This is a genomic window from Bacillus sp. FSL R5-0431, from assembly GCF_038002985.1.
In the GTDB taxonomy this organism is placed as follows: domain Bacteria; phylum Bacillota; class Bacilli; order Bacillales; family Bacillaceae; genus Bacillus.
Genome location: NZ_JBBOOG010000001.1, coordinates 3,218,366 through 3,236,837, shown reverse-complemented (window position 1 = coordinate 3,236,837; position 18,472 = coordinate 3,218,366). Strand labels below are relative to the sequence as shown.

At 41.7% G+C, this 18,472-nt stretch carries 17 protein-coding genes; 6 read left to right on the top strand and 11 right to left on the bottom strand.

The window, feature by feature from the left end:
- The 9 genes from rbsB to MKZ03_RS16635 form a co-directional block, all read right to left on the bottom strand.
- Entirely contained in the window at positions 1-918 is a 918-nt protein-coding gene (gene rbsB, locus MKZ03_RS16675) for a ribose ABC transporter substrate-binding protein RbsB (RefSeq protein WP_095285700.1), read from the bottom strand.
- Positions 919-931: 13 nt separating this feature from the next.
- Positions 932-1,885 carry a ribose ABC transporter permease RbsC gene (gene rbsC, locus MKZ03_RS16670; RefSeq protein WP_307500371.1) on the bottom strand — a complete coding sequence of 318 codons (954 nt, stop codon included), beginning with the start codon at positions 1,883-1,885 and terminating at the stop codon, positions 932-934.
- 1 nt (position 1,886) lies between these two features.
- Positions 1,887-3,368: a sugar ABC transporter ATP-binding protein gene (locus MKZ03_RS16665; protein WP_341032468.1), complete on the bottom strand. Its 1,482-nt coding sequence runs from the start codon at positions 3,366-3,368 to the stop codon at positions 1,887-1,889.
- Between the two features lie 15 nt (positions 3,369-3,383).
- Positions 3,384-3,776: a D-ribose pyranase gene (gene rbsD, locus MKZ03_RS16660; RefSeq protein ID WP_341032467.1), complete on the bottom strand. Its 393-nt coding sequence runs from the start codon at positions 3,774-3,776 to the stop codon at positions 3,384-3,386.
- Positions 3,773-4,651: a ribokinase gene (rbsK, locus tag MKZ03_RS16655; protein ID WP_341032466.1), complete on the bottom strand. Its 879-nt coding sequence runs from the start codon at positions 4,649-4,651 to the stop codon at positions 3,773-3,775. The genes rbsD and rbsK overlap by 4 nt, the downstream gene beginning before the upstream one ends.
- Positions 4,648-5,634, bottom strand: a complete 987-nt coding sequence (locus tag MKZ03_RS16650) for a LacI family DNA-binding transcriptional regulator (protein WP_060597451.1) — start codon at positions 5,632-5,634, stop codon at positions 4,648-4,650. Before MKZ03_RS16650 ends, rbsK begins: the two co-directional genes overlap by 4 nt.
- A 117-nt stretch (positions 5,635-5,751) precedes the next feature.
- Positions 5,752-6,894 carry a Ger(x)C family spore germination protein gene (locus MKZ03_RS16645; RefSeq protein ID WP_341032465.1) on the bottom strand — a complete coding sequence of 381 codons (1,143 nt, stop codon included), beginning with the start codon at positions 6,892-6,894 and terminating at the stop codon, positions 5,752-5,754.
- A complete protein-coding gene (locus tag MKZ03_RS16640; protein WP_034660213.1) occupies positions 6,884-7,981 on the bottom strand; it encodes a GerAB/ArcD/ProY family transporter in 1,098 nt (365 codons plus the stop codon). The genes MKZ03_RS16645 and MKZ03_RS16640 overlap by 11 nt, the downstream gene beginning before the upstream one ends.
- Positions 7,971-9,452 (bottom strand): spore germination protein, encoded by a 1,482-nt coding sequence (locus MKZ03_RS16635; protein ID WP_307500366.1) that lies wholly within the window; start codon positions 9,450-9,452, stop codon positions 7,971-7,973. The genes MKZ03_RS16640 and MKZ03_RS16635 overlap by 11 nt, the downstream gene beginning before the upstream one ends.
- 747 nt (positions 9,453-10,199) lie before the next feature.
- Here MKZ03_RS16635 and pgsB point away from each other — a divergent pair.
- The 5 genes from pgsB (at position 10,200) to MKZ03_RS16610 (ending at position 14,528) form a co-directional block, all read left to right on the top strand.
- Entirely contained in the window at positions 10,200-11,381 is a 1,182-nt protein-coding gene (pgsB, locus tag MKZ03_RS16630; protein ID WP_034660210.1) for a poly-gamma-glutamate synthase PgsB, read from the top strand.
- Positions 11,382-11,396: 15 nt separating this feature from the next.
- The gene (gene pgsC, locus MKZ03_RS16625; protein WP_012011488.1) at positions 11,397-11,846 is read left to right on the top strand and encodes a poly-gamma-glutamate biosynthesis protein PgsC; all 450 of its coding nucleotides are present in this window, start codon (positions 11,397-11,399) and stop codon (positions 11,844-11,846) included.
- An 18-nt stretch (positions 11,847-11,864) separates the two neighbouring features.
- Complete coding sequence (locus MKZ03_RS16620; protein WP_034660209.1) at positions 11,865-13,031, top strand: CapA family protein; 1,167 nt, start codon at positions 11,865-11,867, stop codon at positions 13,029-13,031.
- Positions 13,028-13,198 (top strand): hypothetical protein, encoded by a 171-nt coding sequence (locus tag MKZ03_RS16615; protein WP_003213661.1) that lies wholly within the window; start codon positions 13,028-13,030, stop codon positions 13,196-13,198. Before MKZ03_RS16620 ends, MKZ03_RS16615 begins: the two co-directional genes overlap by 4 nt.
- 106 nt (positions 13,199-13,304) lie before the next feature.
- Positions 13,305-14,528, top strand: coding sequence for a C40 family peptidase (locus MKZ03_RS16610; protein WP_307500365.1), 1,224 nt, complete (start codon positions 13,305-13,307; stop codon positions 14,526-14,528).
- A 56-nt stretch (positions 14,529-14,584) separates the two neighbouring features.
- Here MKZ03_RS16610 and MKZ03_RS16605 read toward each other — a convergent pair whose 3' ends face one another.
- Positions 14,585-15,466: a Cof-type HAD-IIB family hydrolase gene (locus MKZ03_RS16605; RefSeq protein WP_341032464.1), complete on the bottom strand. Its 882-nt coding sequence runs from the start codon at positions 15,464-15,466 to the stop codon at positions 14,585-14,587.
- 402 nt (positions 15,467-15,868) lie between these two features.
- Positions 15,869-16,834, bottom strand: a complete 966-nt coding sequence (locus MKZ03_RS16600; protein WP_106050594.1) for an LCP family protein — start codon at positions 16,832-16,834, stop codon at positions 15,869-15,871.
- A 272-nt stretch (positions 16,835-17,106) separates the two neighbouring features.
- Here MKZ03_RS16600 and MKZ03_RS16595 point away from each other — a divergent pair, with 272 nt between their 5' ends.
- Positions 17,107-18,471 (top strand): sugar porter family MFS transporter, encoded by a 1,365-nt coding sequence (locus MKZ03_RS16595; RefSeq protein WP_341032463.1) that lies wholly within the window; start codon positions 17,107-17,109, stop codon positions 18,469-18,471.
- The last annotated feature ends 1 nt before the right edge of the window (position 18,472 follow it).

Below are 18,472 nucleotides of genomic sequence, written 5' to 3'. Positions count from 1 at the left end.
TTATTTTTTCTGTTCTAGTTTCAGTGGAGCTGCGATGTTCTTTTCTACTTTTTTCCCTTTTAGGACGTCGTTTGCAGCGCCGACTGCCAGTTTTCCGATCAGCTCTGGCTGCTGGGCGACTGTGGCAGATAGTTTTCCTGCTTTGATCGAGTTGAGTGCATCTTCGTTTCCATCAAAGCCAACGACGAGAATGTCTTTTCCAGAGCTTTGGATCGCTTCTAATGCGCCAAGTGCCATTTCATCATTGTGGGCAAAAACGGCTTTGATGTCAGGGTTTCCTTGAAGGAGGTTTTCCATGACGTTGAGTCCTTTTGTTCGGTCGAAGTCAGCCGCTTGTTTGGCTGTCACTTTTAGATCTTTATCTGCTATTTGATGGAATCCTTTTCCGCGCTCACGTGTAGCAGAAGCGCCTGGTACACCTTCTAATTCAGCGACTTTTGCTCCTTTACCGACCTTGTCGATGATAAAGTTGGCTGCCATTTCGCCGCCTTTGACGTTATCTGAGGCGACCAGTGCTTCTACCTTACCGCTTTCTGCTGAACGGTCTAATGTGATGACAGGAATATCTGAAGCATTCGCTGATTCGACAGCGGTTGAGATAGCAGATGAATCAGCTGGATTGATGAGTAATGCGTCGACCCCTTGCTGAATTAAATCTTCTACATCACTTGTTTGTTTCGCTGAATCATTTTGTGCATCTGCAATGACCACTTCGATGCCGAGCTTTTTCGCTTCTTTCGTCACACCGTTTTTGAGAGAAACGAAAAATGGATTATTTAAGGTCGAGATCGAGAGCCCGATTTTGATGTCTTTTTTCTTTCCATCTTTTGTTGATTTGGCCCACTCTGGCGGTTCTAGCGAGCAGGCAGAAAGCATGAATAATGAGAGAGTCAGAATGAGAATGAGATATTTTTTCATAGCAGCTGCCTCCTTAAGCAGATTTCTTTCTGTCTAGTAGGACTGCAATCAAGATGACAATCCCTTTCACAACAGATTGATAGAATGATGATACACCAAGTAAGTTCATACCATTGTTCAAGACACCGATGATGAGCACCCCGATCAGTGTGCCGACAATTCGCCCTCTTCCGCCAGACAGGCTTGTCCCGCCAAGTACAACAGCAGCAATCGCATCAAGCTCATAGGATGTGCCAGCTGTTGGCTGAGCTGAGTTTAGGCGAGAGGTCAAAATGGCACCCGCTAAAGCAGACATGAAACCTGCCAATGAATAGATCATAATTTTTACGCGTGGTACTTTGATTCCTGAAATAAGCGCAGCTTTTTCATTTCCGCCGATGGCATACGTTCTTCTGCCGAAAGGTGTTTTATGAAGAAGCACCCAAAGTACGATAAAGGTGAGAAGCATCGTGATTGCTGGAACAGGAATGCCTAAGAAATATCCGCGGCCGAATAACTGAAAGGCGTAGTTCGAGCCGAGTCCTGTAATCGGGTTTCCGTCTGTATAAACAAGTGTTAACCCTCTAAAAATCGTCATCGTGGCAAGTGTTGCGATAAAAGGAGCCATTTTTCCTTTTGTAATTAAAAGACCGTTGACCATCCCAAGAATAGCGCCGATGATACTGCCAACGATAATAGCTAAAATCGGGTCCATACCAGACACGATAAATCCGGCAGTCAGCGCACTAGAAAGTGCTAAAATGGCACCGACAGACAAATCAATTCCTCCGGTTAAAATAACAAACGTCATTCCAAAGGCAATGAGGGCATTAATGGAGATTTGTCTCAGTAAGTTTAAGATGTTTAATGGCTCTAAAAAGGCTGGATTTAAAATAGAAACAATGGCGATAAGGATGATGAGTCCTAAGAATGGCCCAAGCTTTTGCATGATGTTGTCAAATCGTCCATTTGAAGTAAGTGGTTTCATGTTACTTCCCTCCTGTAGCTAGTGTCATAATTCGTTCTTGTGTTGCGTCTGCTTTATTTAATTCTCCGCTGATGGTTCCTTCATGAATGACAAGCACTCGATCGCTCATCCCTAGAATTTCTGGGAGCTCAGAGGAGACCATTAAAATGGCAACACCTCGATCAGTCAGTTCATTCATTAACTGGTAGATTTCTCGTTTCGCTCCGACATCGACACCTCTTGTCGGTTCATCTAAAATTAAGACCTTCGGCTGGATGCCGATCCATTTGGCGATGACGACTTTTTGCTGATTTCCACCAGAGAGACTTCGAGCAGAGATTTCAGAGGAAGCCGTTTTAATCGTCAGTCTTTTGATGAGCAGGTCGACAAAATCCTGTTCGTTTTTCTTATCAATCAGTCCTTTTGGAGAGAAGCTTTCTAAGTTTGGCAGACCAATGTTTTCTCGGATGGATGCATCCAGCATGAGTCCTTCATCTTTGCGATCCTCTGTGATAAAGCCGATGCCGAGCTTGACGGCATCACTTGGTTTTTTAATGACAGCCTTTTTCCCATGGACCCAGATTTCTCCTTGATCAAGAGGATCAAGACCAAACAGCGACCGCATCATTTCGGTTCTGCCAGCGCCCATTAAGCCTGCAACACCGACGATTTCTCCAGCTTTGACTGAGAAACTGATATCATGAAATTGTCCTTTTCTTGTCGCTTGCTTCACCTCAAGGACAATATCTCCTAGAGAAGGCGATCTCTCAGGGTATCGATCTGTTAATTCGCGGCCGACCATTTTTTTGACGACCTCATGGAAATTCGTTTCAGGTATGGCTTTCGTATCGACTGTTTTCCCATCGCGCATGATGGTAATCCGGTCACAGATCGCAAAGATTTCCTCCATACGGTGAGAAATATAGACAATGGATACGCCTTCTTTTTTGAGAGATTCAATGACCTGAAAGAGCTTTTCAATCTCACGGTCTGTTAAAGCTGCTGTTGGCTCATCCATGATGATCACCTTCGCATCAGTCATTAATGCCTTTGCAATCTCAATCATCTGTTTTTGTCCAACAGAGCAGCTACCTGCCTCTTGATCAAGCGAGAGGTTCACAGACAATCGGTCCAGCTGGCTTTGGGCAAGAACCTTCATTTTCTTTGTGTCTAGCAATCCAAACTTCGAATAGATTTCTTTCCCGATGAATAGGTTTTCCAAGACGGTCATATCCGGCCATATGTTGAGCTCCTGATGAATAAAGGCGATGCCGTGTTGTTCCGCTTCCTTCGGATTTTTGAAAGCGGTTTCTTTTCCGTCGGTTTGAATCGTTCCTTGATCTAATGAATAAAGACCTGTGAGCAGGTTCATTAAAGTTGATTTTCCTGCGCCATTTTCGCCCATGAGCGCGTGGACCTCACCTGTGACGAGGTCAAAGGAGACCCCGGAAAGAACGGTGTTTTTTCCAAAGGCCTTATGGATGTTATGCATCTCAATGTTCATATCTGGCTCCTCCTTTTAAAAGATGACACCGGCATGAAGAATGCAGTTTGCGTATGGGGTGGCTTCACCCGTGCGAATGACTGCTTTTGCCTGTTTGGTCATGTTTTTGAACGTCTCGTGGTCTACATCATGTAATGGCTGTGAGAACGCTTTCTTTAGAAATAGATGATCTCGTTCATTGGCTTCTTTGATTTCACTAGCCACAGTAATGTGTTCAACCGCCATTTCCTGAAGAAGGAGGGAGGTGACCTCCTGAAAGGACGGTGTGCCGATTGATACCGCCAGGTCGATTTTGACTGGACCTTCTGGAATAGGAAGACCGCAGTCTGCGATGACGATTGTATCTGTATGACCAAGGTCAGCAAGTACCTTGGCGATATGACTGTTTAAGATGCCGTTTTTTTTCATTTCTTTTTCTCCAGTTCTTCTCTTGTTGGCATGCCGCCTTGTGCACCGAACTTTGTGACAGACATTGATGCTGCAAGGTTAGCGAAGGCAAGTGCGTCATAGAGAGATTTGCCTTCTGTTAAGGCGACAGCCAAGGCTCCGTTAAAGGTATCGCCTGCTCCTGTTGTATCAACTGCTTCAACAGGAAAGCCTGGAACTAGCACTTCTTTCAATCCGTCAAAAAATCGAACCCCATTTTTCCCTTCTGTGATGAGTAATTTGTTAGGGTATTGACGCAAGGCGTCTTCAATTAGGAGTCCATCAAACATGAGAACAGCTTCGTGCTCATTCGGTGTAATATAGGCAGCCTGGTCTAAAACCTGCTGCGATACTTTGCGGGCAGGTGCAGGGTTTAAAATCACAGGGATTTCTTTGTCGCTGCAAATGGCGCAGACAGCTTCGACTGTTTCTTCAGGTATTTCCTGCTGAATGAGAACTATCCCAATATCATCTATTGTAGAAAATGCCTCTCTAACATAGTCAGGAGTGACCTCGTCATTTGCTCCTTTGACCACGACAATGCTGTTATCACCTTCTGCTAAAATGATATGAGCGGTGCCGCTTTCCATTTCGGTAACCGGTTTCATATATGAGGTGCGGACCCCTTGATCTTGTAGATTACTGACAATATCCTGACCATAAGCGTCATCACCGACTCGGCCGACCATGTATACATCTGCACCGAGTCTGGCACTTGCGACTGCTTGATTGGCGCCTTTTCCGCCTGGGACGGTTTTAAATGATTCGCCTAAAACTGTTTCACCGGCATTTGGCCGTTTATCCGATGTGACGACTAAATCCATAGAACAGCTTCCTACTACGACAATATGACTCATTGTGAATCCACCTTTCTTGTGGTCTCTCGTTCAATAAAAGAGACGGGCATTTGGATAACTGGTTGATCTATAGGTTGTTTCTGAATCGCTTTGATTAACAGCTGTGCCGCTTCTTTCCCCATCTCATAGGCAGGCTGCCTAATCGTAGATAAGGAAGGGAAGAGCAGCTCGCTTTGCGGAATATCATCAAACCCAATGATTTGAACATCATCTGGAATGGCTTTTCCGATCCGAAGCGCTTCGTGTATGACCGCTGTTGCGACGATGTCATTGCTGGCAATGATGCCATCTGTTTCAGGGTACAGCTGGAAAAGAGCCTTGGCGCTCTTGCGGGCTTCTTGAAAGGAAAATGAAGCATTAGACATCACATGAAAGTCGACTCCTTTTTCCGTCAGTACATCGAGTGCGCCCTTGAATCGCTGCCTCGCTGTTTGAAGGTGGGCAGGTCCTTTTAGCAGTGTGATCTGCCGGCTGCCGCGTCTGATTAATTCCATTGCGGCCATTTTCCCGCCAGCTGCAGCATCTGCAAACACAGAAGGTGCATGTGGAACGGTTCGATCTAAGAACACAACCGGTAATTCATCATCATTGTATATATCTGATTCAGGTTCGTTTGTGACAGCGATGACACCGACCACTTGATTTTGTTTAAAGGTTTGTAAATAGGCCATTTCCTTCTCTCGATCTTCATCACTGTTTCCGAATAATAACCGAAAACCATGCGCATGAATTTCGTCCTCAACGCCTCTAGCGAGCTGAGGGAAGAAGGGATTCGTAATATCAGGTAAAATCAAACCGATTAAGCGTGATTCTCTTTTGAAAAGGGATCTAGCCACTTCATTGGGAAAGTAGTTCAGCTCCTGCATCGCTTGTGTCACACGGGTTTTCGTATCTGTATGGACATATCCAGTATCGTTAAGCACGCGTGAAACAGTGGCAACAGACACTTGTGCAGCTTTTGCAACATCTTTAATTGTAGCCAATTGAGTGCCTCCCTTCGTGAATGTGTAACCGTTTACATAGTTAGATTATCATGAAAGCATTAAAATGACAATCTTAAAAAAATAAAAAAATAAAAGAAAGATGCTATCTTCCTTTTATTAACTAGTAATCCCTGTTTCTGTAATGTTCACTTTGATTTTTGGGATGATTTTTACATTTGGATAATCAGTTTTCCAATTCATTTTTACATATTCATCATAATTTTTAACACGATACTTTCTTCCAAGACTTAACACGTCGGAGTTTGATTTCTGCAAAACAGAGATTACTTTTTCTGCTTCCTTTGTGAAAATAGCTGATAATCGTTTGTTTAGTTCATCGATCTTTTTCGTACTATCTAAATTGTCTTTCGGATATTCAACGACAGCTGTTTTGAATTCGAAATCTAGCCCAATTGTCACGTTTCGATGATCAGAATTGAGAATACGAATATCTCGTTTTAAGTCGGTGACTTGGATGGTAATATAGTCATTTCCCTTCAACTCCATATCATTTCTGATCTTTTTAGTGAAATTTGCATATTTCCCGATTTTATTATTCATGAGATTGAGAAGCATGGCATCTTGACCATAAAGCTCACCAGTTTTTTTCTCATTATCGAATAAAGCCACACCTGCTACTTTGATTAGTTGTTTAGACTGATCAAATACAATTAAAGGCAGGGTAAAGTCTTCTCCTGTTTGGAGCATCTTTGAGCGTATGCTTTGAATATTTCCAGCGGTCACTTGTGAACCTTTTGATGCAGTTGTAATGAGATTGTTTAAATAGTCACTGACAATGAGCTGTTCTTTTAGTAATTTGTTGATTACATCAATACTTGAACCGCCTTTCACAACGGCTAAATTGGCAAGCAAAGGACTTTTCGGATCGCGATAGAACATGTCTAAGTAGGGAAGTAGTTGATTTTGAGAGAATTCATCACCGATCAGTAAAATCCTCATTTTTGACATATCAATCTTTTGGTCAACCATTCGGCCGAAGTCTGTTCCCGCTTTACGTAAAGTTGGAGCATTGGTTGTCAGTACAGTGGTTGAATAAGTACTTGAACTTCCTTGCTGCATACTTTGAGACTGTTGTACTTTTCGGTAGGTAATCGATACTTTTGCGTTACCATCTTCCCCTTGATCAATGGCGGAAGTAAGGACAAGGGAGATGTTTTTTAATAGGTTTTGATCCCAGCAGCCAGGCATCATGGTGAGAGACACGCACATGAGGAGAGTCAGGACATATTTATGACGCATGTGATTTCACCTTCTTTTTACGTTGTTTGATAAAGATAATGATCGCCATGAATGCTGGAAGTGTGTAAATGAACGAATACTGAGCAATCGTTGTAAAATCATTGAAACGCTGAATGCGAAAGTTATCGACTGCCAAAAAACAGCTAGACGCATATATCAGAATGGCGAAACAATAAACATATTTTTTGTGATCCTTTTTCTTCAGTAAACTGGAAATGCCATTTGCACAAAAGTACAGATAGTTACTCAATGTGGCAAGAATAATAAACACCCAGAAGCTAAGAAAAATTAAATCTGTCCGCTCAATGATACCGAAGGAAATGGTTTTTAATAAGTAAAGAACAGGGTTGGGAATCACATCAAGCTCAATTGGACTAAAAAACATAAAACAAATCAATGTAATAAATAGGTAGTAAAGCGTCGTGCATATATTTGAAATGGTCATGATTTTATACCGTTCCTTAATAGTGCCTTTCATAAAGGGAGAAAGAATAAGGATCATCTCAAATCCATTCATCGATAGGACGACGTCCTTCAGCCCAAGCTGAAACTGAGAAATGTCTGTTTGAAAAAAAGGCATCAGATAATCGATATTGGTCCCTTTTAATGAATAGAACATCAGCAAGGAAAGCAAAAGGAGAAGGGGAGTTAAGATAAAGTTAAACCTGACAATGGCTGTAATTTGCTCCTTCGCAATATAAACAATGGAAGTAATGAGTAATAGATTGATGACCCAGTTTGGCGTCAGCGGCAGAACCCACATACCAATAATTCTGGTGAAAATGGATAAAACGACAATACAGACGGAGGCAAAATACAGTATATACAGTGCAATCAGTAATTTCCCAATCCATTGACCAAATACATCAATTAATGCTTGGAAGAATGATGTTTCTGGATATTTATGAATGATGTAAATGAAAATGGTATTGATGATTTGGATAAAAAAACAGGCGACAATGATCGCCATCCAGCCATCGTGTCCCATGTCTTTCATCAAAAAGTGGGGGAGCGATAAAATACCGACACCAATTTGAGATTGAATGAGAAAAAAGACAGCTTGAGGTGGAGATATTTTATTTTTCATTTTTCTTTTTCCATCCTCTCAAATGTTCAATTTGCTTTTTCTTTTGCGGATTTAAATAAACAGGGCGATTTTTGTACATCCACATTGGGAGGCGAATTACAGTATCTTTTAAATCCTGCCAGTTAAATGGAGCAACAGGTGATAAGTATGGCACCCCTAGTGATTCAAGGCGGCATAAATTCATGAGAATGATGGATAATCCAAATGAAATGCCAATAAAACCAAACATAGATGCCATGAACATGAGCGGGAAACGCAGCATCCTAATCGTGGCCGTCATTTCAAATGACGGAAGTACAAATGAAGCGACAGCGGTCACAGCGACTACAATGACAAGAACATTTGAGATGAGTCCTGCTTGTACAACAGCATCTCCAATGACCAAACCACCTACGATACCAATGGTTTGACCAATTGGTCTAGGCAGACGCACCCCTGCCTCACGAATGAGTTCAATGGTAATTTCCATTAGCATCGCTTCTATCAAAGGAGGAAATGGGATACCGATAATTGAATTTTTCATCGTTATGGCTAATTCATCTGGGACGACCTCATAATGAAAGCCAATGACAGCGATATAAAAAGATGGCAAAATGATTGCGATGATACAGGCAAGATAGCGGAGAACACGGATAAACGTAGCCGGAATCCAGCGGCTATTATAATCATCAGGTGATTGAAAGAAGCTAAAGAAGGTGACAGGAAGAATGATGGCCATCGGACTGCCATCCATCATCACCACAATTCGCCCTTCAAGGATTGCAGATCTCACCTTATCAGGGCGCTCTGTATCAATAAGCTGCGGGAAAATAGAAAATGAATCATCCTCAATCGCCTCAACAATAGAGCCAGGACTTAGCAGCGTGTCTACTTTAATAGAAGAAATCCGTTTGTTTACCTCTTCTACCTTTTCTTGATTAGCGATATCAGATATATAAACAGTCGCAAGCTTTGTTTCAGATTTTGTACCAATCTTATGATACTGAATGGCGAGCTTTCGATCATTTAAATGCGAACGCAGTAAGTAGATGTTGGTATCAAGACTTTCAACAAATCCGTCATGTGCTCCAGCAATAATACTTTCAGATGAAGGTTCAGAAATAGAGCGCAGCGGCGGCTGACCGACAGAAAACAATTTGATCTGTGAGGAATTTTCATCAAGAAACGCAATGCTCCCAGCAATAATACTGTCAGTGATCAGCGTCAAGTCACCTGTTTCGAGTGTGCTGAGAGATTTCGTATATTCCTGCTTTCCAGGAGGACCTAACAAGTTGCCGATAATGAAATCATTTAGTTTGCCTTCATCTACTCTTGTTTTAATAAAAAACAGGACAGATTTCGTTTCATTCACCATTAACTCTCGGTATTCAAAATCCCCGCTTTGCTGAAATGTCTTTTTCAGAATCCGGATTTTTTCCTCGAAGCTGCCTGATAAAAAATGCAAGCGTGTTTGCTCATTGGCGTTTGGCATCTTTAGCCTCCTCTCACAGTTTTTTTAACCATAGTGTAAGCGGAGAAGCTGATTTTATTCGTCATCTTTGGGGAAAGCATGACATGAATTGACAACTTTCAACTAAAATCATATTAAAAATGTTAAGAAATGATGAATCTTGATAAAAACAAATGAATAATGTTTCATTGTTTAGGTCATAAGGAGCGAATATCGTAAAAAGCAGGTATTCCGAAATGATCAATAGTTTACATCTTATCCCAATTTTTTGTGACCCGAAAATAAGCATATGACTTGATTTTTTTAGAGGTGACCTTTGTCATAGGTCAACGCGCAGCATTCTGACCGTTGAGGATGACTTTCTAACCTGTTCCTTCAAAAATCGAAAACATTCCAAAACACGCACTATTCATTTAAAGCGCTGATATGACTGATGTTATAGAGTTTAAAGGGCTATAAAACATTGATTCAAAATACATCTTAATAATTGTCAAAAAATTTAGGGAGAAAAGGACAAAAGATTTTCCGATGCTTGATGGTAACGCTTTCTCTTGATTGAAGCCGAAATTCATACCGATTTTTGTCCGCCTTTTGGCCTTTTCATTTAAAGAAGAGCTAGGCAAATCCGCCTTCTGATTAGAGGAATTTGGCATACGAGGAAGTGAAAGATTATGTTACATAATACCGATTGTGATTTTATGCTGAACCTATATACTGTTGATTGAATTTACATATCACACTCATAAAAAAAGGAGATGTAGATAAGCGATGTGGTTAATCGTTATAGCCTGTGTCATCATGTTAGGGATTGGCTTTATTGAAAAGAAGCGTCACCAGAAAAATATCGATGCCTTGCCGGTGCGCGTCAATATTAATGGTATTCGCGGAAAGTCTACCGTTACAAGATTGACAACCGGTATCTTAATGGAGGCAGGTTATAAAACTGTCGGCAAAACAACGGGAACAGATGCAAGAATGATTTATTGGGATACGCCAGAGGAGAAACCGATTAAAAGGAAACCGCAAGGACCGAATATCGGTGAGCAGAAGGAAGTTATGAGAGAAACCGTTGAAAGAGGAGCAAATGCCATCGTCAGTGAATGTATGGCAGTAAATCCAGATTACCAAATTATCTTTCAGGAAGAGCTGCTTCAAGCGAATATTGGCGTGATCGTAAACGTTCTTGAAGATCATATGGACGTAATGGGGCCGACACTTGATGAAATAGCAGAAGCCTTTACAGCGACAATTCCTTACAATGGACACTTGGTTATTACGGATAGTGAATATACGGAATTCTTTAAAGAGATTGCGAAAAAACGCAACACAGAAGTCATTGTTGCAGATAATTCCAAGATTTCTGATGAGTATTTACGGAAATTTGAGTACATGGTCTTCCCAGATAATGCCTCACTTGCACTTGGTGTTGCACAGGCATTAGGAATTGATGAAGATACGGCATTCAGAGGAATGTTAAATGCGCCACCTGATCCAGGAGCGATGAGAATTCTTCCATTAATGGACGCGAAAACACCTGGACACTTTGTAAATGGTTTTGCGGCAAATGACGCATCATCTACATTGAACATTTGGAAGCGTGTGAAAGAGATTGGATATCCAACAGATGAACCGATTATTATCATGAACTGCCGTGCGGATCGTGTAGATAGAACGATCCAGTTTGCGGAGGATGTACTTCCTTATATTGAAGCAAGTGATCTTGTCTTGATTGGTGAAACAACAGATCCAATTGTGAAGGCATATGAGGATGGGAAAATTCCGGCTGACCACTTACACAACCTTGAATATCAATCTACAGAAGAAATTATGAATATGCTTGAGAAAAAGCTTCATAATCGAGTGGTTTATGGAGTCGGCAATATTCATGGTGCCGCTGAACCGTTAATCGAAAAAATTCAAGAATACAAAATTAAGCAGCTTGTCAGCTAGGAGGAAATATAGAAAATGTTCGGATCAGATCTTTATATCTCGTTAATTTTAGGTGTTCTACTTAGTTTAATCTTTGCAGAAAAAACAGGAATCGTACCAGCTGGACTTGTTGTCCCAGGTTATCTGGCGCTTGTATTTAACCAGCCAGTCTTTATTTTAGTCGTCTTATCTGTCAGCTTGCTTACGTATGTCATCGTTCGCTTTGGTCTATCGAAATTTATGATTTTATACGGACGCAGAAAGTTTGCTGCGATGCTGATTACAGGGATCGCCTTAAAGCTTGTATTTGATTTCTTCTATCCAGTGGTTCCATTTGAAATAGCAGAATTCCGCGGAATCGGTATTATCGTTCCTGGATTGATTGCAAATACGATTCAAAAGCAAGGTCTTACGATTACCCTTGGAAGCACGTTACTTCTAAGTGGTGCAACATTTGCCATCATGTATGTTTACTATCTATTTTAAGATAAGGTGTGTCCAATGATGAATAAAAAATTGAGCTTTCAGGAAAAGCTGCTGAAAATCACAAAGAACCAAAAGAAAAAGACGAATAAACACGTACTGATTGCTTTACCGATTGTCATTGCTTGTACATTTCTATTTACGTTTATCGGGAAAGCACAAGTGCCAACTGTACAAAAGAATCCAGAAAACATCCTGACCGCTTCGTTTGTCGGTGACATTATGTTTGGAAGAAACGTAGAGAAAGTAACAGACCGTTATGGAAAACAGCATCTCTTTCGTTACGCCAAGCCATATTTTGATGTGTCAGATTATGTGACTGGTAACTTTGAGCATCCAGTCGCATCAGATAAAGAACAAGCGGCACAAAAGAATATTCATTTGAAAACAGACGAAGATTCTGTCAAAGCATTGAAGGATTTGAATTTCTCTGTATTAAACTTTGCGAATAACCATGCGGCAGACTATGGTGAAAAAGGGCTGAACAACACGATTGATGCCTTTGAACATGCTGGCATGGATTATACAGGCGCAGGCCGTAACCTTCAGGATGCGAAGCAGAACATTTCGTACAAAGAAGTAAATGGTGTCAAAATCGCTACACTTGGTTTTACTGATGTGTATGGGAAAGATTTTAAAGCAACGAATCGCCAGGCGGGTATCTTGCCAGCCGATCCATCTATCTTTATTCCGATGATCTCGCAGGCTGCTGAAAAGGCAGATATCGTCGTTGTTCATGCTCACTGGGGACAGGAGTACAACAATGAGGTAAACGATAGACAAAGAGAATTGGCAAGAGCGATGTCAAAAGCTGGCGCTGATATCATTATCGGTGCTCATCCGCACGTTCTTGAGCCAATGGAAGTCTATAACGGTACGGCGATCTTCTATAGCTTAGGGAACTTTATTTTTGACCAAGGCTGGTCAAGAACACGTGATTCTGCACTTGTTCAGTATCATCTGAATGAAGATGGAAAAGCGACATTTGAAGTTGTCCCAATGTACATCAAGGAAGCAACACCTGCTCCGGTTAAAGCAGGATCTTTTGAATCAAAATCCATTATCCGTATGCTGACAAATGGTACGAATGCGGATTGGAAAGAAAAAGACGGACACATTTTCTTTGAAGTAGATCACGCAGATAAAGTTAAACACTTAAAAGAAAACGGAGGGAAAGAGAAGAAATGAAATTCCTAAAAGCAAGCTGGCCGTTTGTTGCGTTAATTTTAGTCTTTGTCTTTATGTCTGCTTTTAAATTTAGTGACAGCCTCACAGATCATGAAAAACAAAAGATCTCGGTTGAAATGCAGAAAATCGAACAGCAAAAGCAGTCAAAAACGGAAGCAAGTAAATAATTTTAAAGAGCATAGAGGGCGCGCATTGCGTGCTCTTTTTTGTCGAAAAAAGGTGTAAAATAAAAGGTTTCATGCCGAAACTATAGAAGAAAGGAGGGGAAAGATCATGAAATGGAAAGAAATATTGATTGGTGGGTGTGCGCTCGTAGGGCTGATGTTCATGTCTCAATCAGAAGTATCTGCTCAAACAGCGTCTCCTTTGGAGCAAGCGGAAAAGCTGATCGGAACACCTTATCATAAAGGAGGAACCGATCCAAAAACAGGCTTTGACGCATCTGGATTGATTCAATATGTGTACAAGACATCAGAAGCATTTGATTTGCCGCGGAAGGTGATCGACCAATATCAGATTGGAAAAAAGGTATCATGGGACAAAGCCCAGCCCGGTGACCTTGTATATTTTCGCAGCCTTGAAGAAACAAAGGATATCCCGACACATGTGGCGTTGTACGCTGGTAACGATCAGATCATCCACATCACGCTCAGTCAAGGTGTGGTGAAAACAGATGTCAGCAAAAGCAAATACTGGACGGACCGATTTTATGCAGTCAAACGACTGCCCGGTACACCGGAAATCTCTGATGACCGTCTTGTGAAAGATGCGATGAAATATTTAGGTATTCCTTATGTATTTGGTGCAGCAGACCCTAAGGTTGGCTTTGATTGTTCAGGCTTTTTACAATATGTATTTGAAAAATCACTAGGGATTTATTTACCTCGAAGTGCTGAACAGCAGTGGATGGTTGGAGAAAAAGTGGCATTAGCGGATATACGTCCAGGGGATTTTGTCTTTTTTAGCAACACATATAAGCCAGGCATTTCTCATGTAGGGATGTATATTGGGGGCGACCGTTTTATTCATGCGAGCCGTTCGGAAAGTGTCACGATTTCTTATTTGTCTGAATCGTATTGGCGCGAGAAATGGACAGGTGCGAAACGATTAACGGACCTGAAATTATCAAAAGAAGATCCGGTTGTATCAAAAGCGGCAACGTATATTGGGGAAGTCCCTTATGTCAAAGGCGGGAAGAATCCAGAAGAGGGATTTGACACAGCAGGGTTCACACAATACGTGTATCGAGAAGTGCTCGGTATTGATCTGCCTCGCTATGCGTCAGGTCAAGTCAAGACAGGTACGCCTGTGAAACGTTCGGAGCTGAAGCCGGGAGATCTCGTTTTCTTTAGTGGAACGTCATTGATGCCGGCGATTTATGCAGGGTCAAATCAAGTCATTCATGTGACCGTCTCAAATGGTGTCGTGCTTACGAATATGAAAACAAGTACGTACTGGAAGGATAAGTATGAGACGGCTGTTAGAATCAAAAAATAAAGAAAAAGCCCGATCCACGTTCGTATCGGACTTCTAGACTTCTCTCTAGGCGCTGATCAGACTAGCGTCTTTTTTTCGTGGAATTGATTTTGTAAAAGCAGATCAATAAAGTAAGCAACACCGTCTTCATGATTGCCTTTTGTGATGTAGGTGCTCTTTTCTTTAATAACATCTACGGCATTCCCCATTGCAATGCGGTGGCCTGCTTCCTCAAACATGGATAGATCGTTGGGGCTGTCGCCAATCGCATAAATATGTGAGCGGTCTACGCCATAATGAGCTGCGAGCTTTTTGAGAGCATGTCCTTTCCCAGACTCTTTTGGCAGTACCTCAATGATATGTTTTCCAGAAGAGGTCAATGAAAGCTCAGGCATTTCCGCTAGAAGATTTCGTGCTTCCTGTAGTTTGTTCATATCAAATGAGAAGCAGAGTAATTTATAGGTCGCTTCATTCGACTCAAAAATCTGGCGAATATCATCCACTGGTTTGATGCCAAATTGTTTGAATTGAGTCATTGCCCCTTCCCATAAATCAGCTACATCCTCATTTGGGTTCGCACTTTTGATCACATCAAATTCTGCTTTCAGCTTCTCTTTTCCATCAAAAGGAGAGAGGAGCGCATCGTCCGTATAGACCTCAAAGTAAATGTTTCGTTCTACTAATGCCTTAGCCGCTCGTTTTCCTGCTTCTTGGTCAAGTGTGATACGGCTGAAAAGTTCGTATCCTTCGGTATGAACAGTTCCGCCGTTTGCTGCAATAATGGGGATGTCCAAATTGCCAAGCAGTTCCTTCACATCAAAAGTCGCCCGCCCGGTACAGATGGTGACAATATATCCCGCTTCCTTCGCACGAATCAATGCCTTCCGGTTTTGAGCAGATATTTCACTTTTTGTATTTAAAAGTGTACCGTCTAAATCAATCGCAATCATTTTTTTCATCGCTGTCAAATCCTCCTTCATGCATGCAATAGCCTCTTCAAAGTATGTACGATTTCCTTCATTCTCATGAGCAATGGGATGCTTGTTCCTCTCTATCAAGGCTAAACAAAAATGATCGAATGATCAAGGGAATAAGCCAAAGGGTTAAAATCTACATCATCGTCAACAAGTAGAAAAGCGCCCCCTTAGGGACGCTTTCAGCGTGTAGACAAACCCTTGCATTCTTTGTCAGTCCTGCGCGCTGGTGCTCACGAATGTCAAATTCGCTCCGCGCCAGTGCTCGTCCTTCCTAGAATTCAAAGGTTTTCAATCACGCTGAAAAGAAGACAAAGAGCTAAAATAAAAAACCATTTTAGCCCTTTGTCAACAAACAGAAAGCGCCCCCTTAGGGACGCTTTCTGTTTATGATAATTCAAGCTGTTTCTTCAATTCAGTCTTCACTTCGTTTAGCTGGTTTTGATCCAATTGGTAATAATAAACCCCGTTTGGCTGGTAATTAGAGCCTTTAAGCTGAATGGTATCCACCGATTTCAATGACGTCAGCAGCGGGAAAAGCCCGACTAGCTCTTTCATTGAAAGGTTGGTGGAGACATTCTCACCAAGTGTATCAATGATATTGTCATATGACGGAATAGACGTTAACGATTTTGATTTATCAAAAATGGCTTTTAATACTTCCATTTGACGCTGTCCGCGCATTAAATCACTATCTGCTTTTCTTGTTCTCACATATGCGAGAGCTTGATCACCGTCTAGCGTATGAGTTCCTGTTTGAAGCTGTACCTTGCCCTTTGTATCTTTTAGAACTTGTTTGACAAGATATTCATCCTTGATGTTAATAGAAACCCCGTTGAGTTCATTGACGATCTCTTTAAATGCTTTGAAATTACTTTGGATCACAAAATCAACCGGAATATCTAGTAAATCTTCGACTGTACTCAAGGTTAAATCTGCACCGCCAAATGCATGTGCATGTGTAATTTTGTCATAGCCATGCCCTGGAATATTCACATATGAGTCCCTTGGAATGCTTAATAATTTCACGGTTTTATTTGTACGATTGACTGTTGCTAAGACCATTGCGTCGCTTCGTGCCTGTTTCACTGTTTCGCCCGGTCTGCTGTCAATGCCAAGCAGCAAGACAGAAAAGCTGTCTTTCCCGGGATCGAATGCTTCAATCCGTTTCACAGATTGTGCACCGCGATCTAGAGATACTTGCGCCTTTTTGGCAGCATTTGTCACTTTATAGTAGGCATAGCCTGTGACAGAAGCGGTTGTCAGTAAAAGAATACCGATGATAAACAGAGTGACTTTCACCCATGGCTTTAAACGCTTTTTTCCTTTGCGTTTCGTTCTTGATTGATCCATATATTTTAAACCCTCGCTATGATTTTTATAGTAAAGATGTCCTTCTTTTTGCTTACAAACTAAAACAAATATACCTTAAAACGGGATATAGTGCGACATTTTTTTCACTAACGCTTAATTGACGTTTCCTTATCTTAAAAAGTTTCAATGTTACTTCAAATGAAATATATTTGTCATAAAACATCGAAATGTTTGAAATGACAGGAAGTGAGGAAAATGATTTTCCATAGAGAAACATCCAGTACATACAGAACAAAAGAGGGGTTATGAACATGAAAAATCGGAATGGATGGCTTTATTTCTTCGGTGCACTTGGCGGCGCCTTATATGGCTATGATACAGGTGTCATTTCTGGCGCCATCTTATTTATGAAAGAGGATTTAGGGTTAAACGCGTTTACAGAGGGACTTGTTGTCAGCTCGATTTTAATCGGGGCGATGCTTGGTTCCTCTCTTTCTGGAAAGCTGACAGACCAATTCGGGCGGAAAAAAGCCATCATCGCCGCAGCGATTTTGTTTATTATCGGTGGATTTGGTACAGCCCTTGCTCCGAATACGGAAGTGATGGTCTTATTCCGAATTGTACTAGGGCTTGCTGTCGGTTGCTCGACAACGATTGTTCCATTATATTTATCTGAACTTGCTCCAAAGGAATCTCGAGGTGCACTGTCCTCATTAAACCAGCTCATGATCACATTTGGTATTCTTCTCGCCTATATTGTGAACTACGCTTTAGCGGATGCAGAGTCATGGCGCCTGATGCTTGGAATTGCGGTCGTACCTTCTGTGCTTTTATTATGTGGGATTTTGTTTATGCCGGAAAGTCCCCGCTGGCTGTTTGTCCATGGACAGGCAGACCGTGCGAAAGAGATATTATCTAAACTCAGAAAAAGTAAGCAAGAAGTTGAAGAAGAAATTTCAGATATTCAACAGGCAGAAAGTGAAGAAAAAGGCGGTTTTAAGGAATTATTTGAGCCATGGGTACGCCCAGCATTAATTGCTGGTGTTGGTCTTGCCTTTTTACAGCAGTTTATCGGAACTAATACAATTATTTACTATGCACCAAAAACATTCACAAGCGTTGGCTTTGGTAATTCAGCGGCAATTTTAGGAACCGTCGGAATTGGGGCAGTGAATGTCGTCATGACGTTTGTGGCGATTAAAATCATTGACCGTGTAGGGCGTAAAGCGCTGCTCTTATTTGGGAATGCTGGCATGGTCCTAAGTTTAATTGTCCTGTCAGTGGTCAATCGATTTTTCGAGGGGTCAACAGCTGCAGGATGGACAACCATTATTTGTTTAGGACTCTTCATCGTCATCTTTGCTGTCAGCTGGGGTCCAGTCGTTTGGGTGATGCTTCCAGAGCTGTTCCCAGTACATGTAAGAGGAATCGGTACAGGCGTCTCTACCTTCCTCCTTCATACAGGGAATTTAATCATCTCGCTTACATTCCCAGCTCTATTAAGCGCGATGGGTATCAGTAATCTTTTCCTCATTTACGCGGTCATCGGCGTAGGCGCCTTCTTGTTTGTGAAATATATGGTGACTGAAACGAAAGGGAAAAGTCTTGAAGAAATTGAAGAAGATTTAAAAAAGAGGAACCGTGCCGTCACAGGTGAGGAAGGAAAAACGGTGTGAA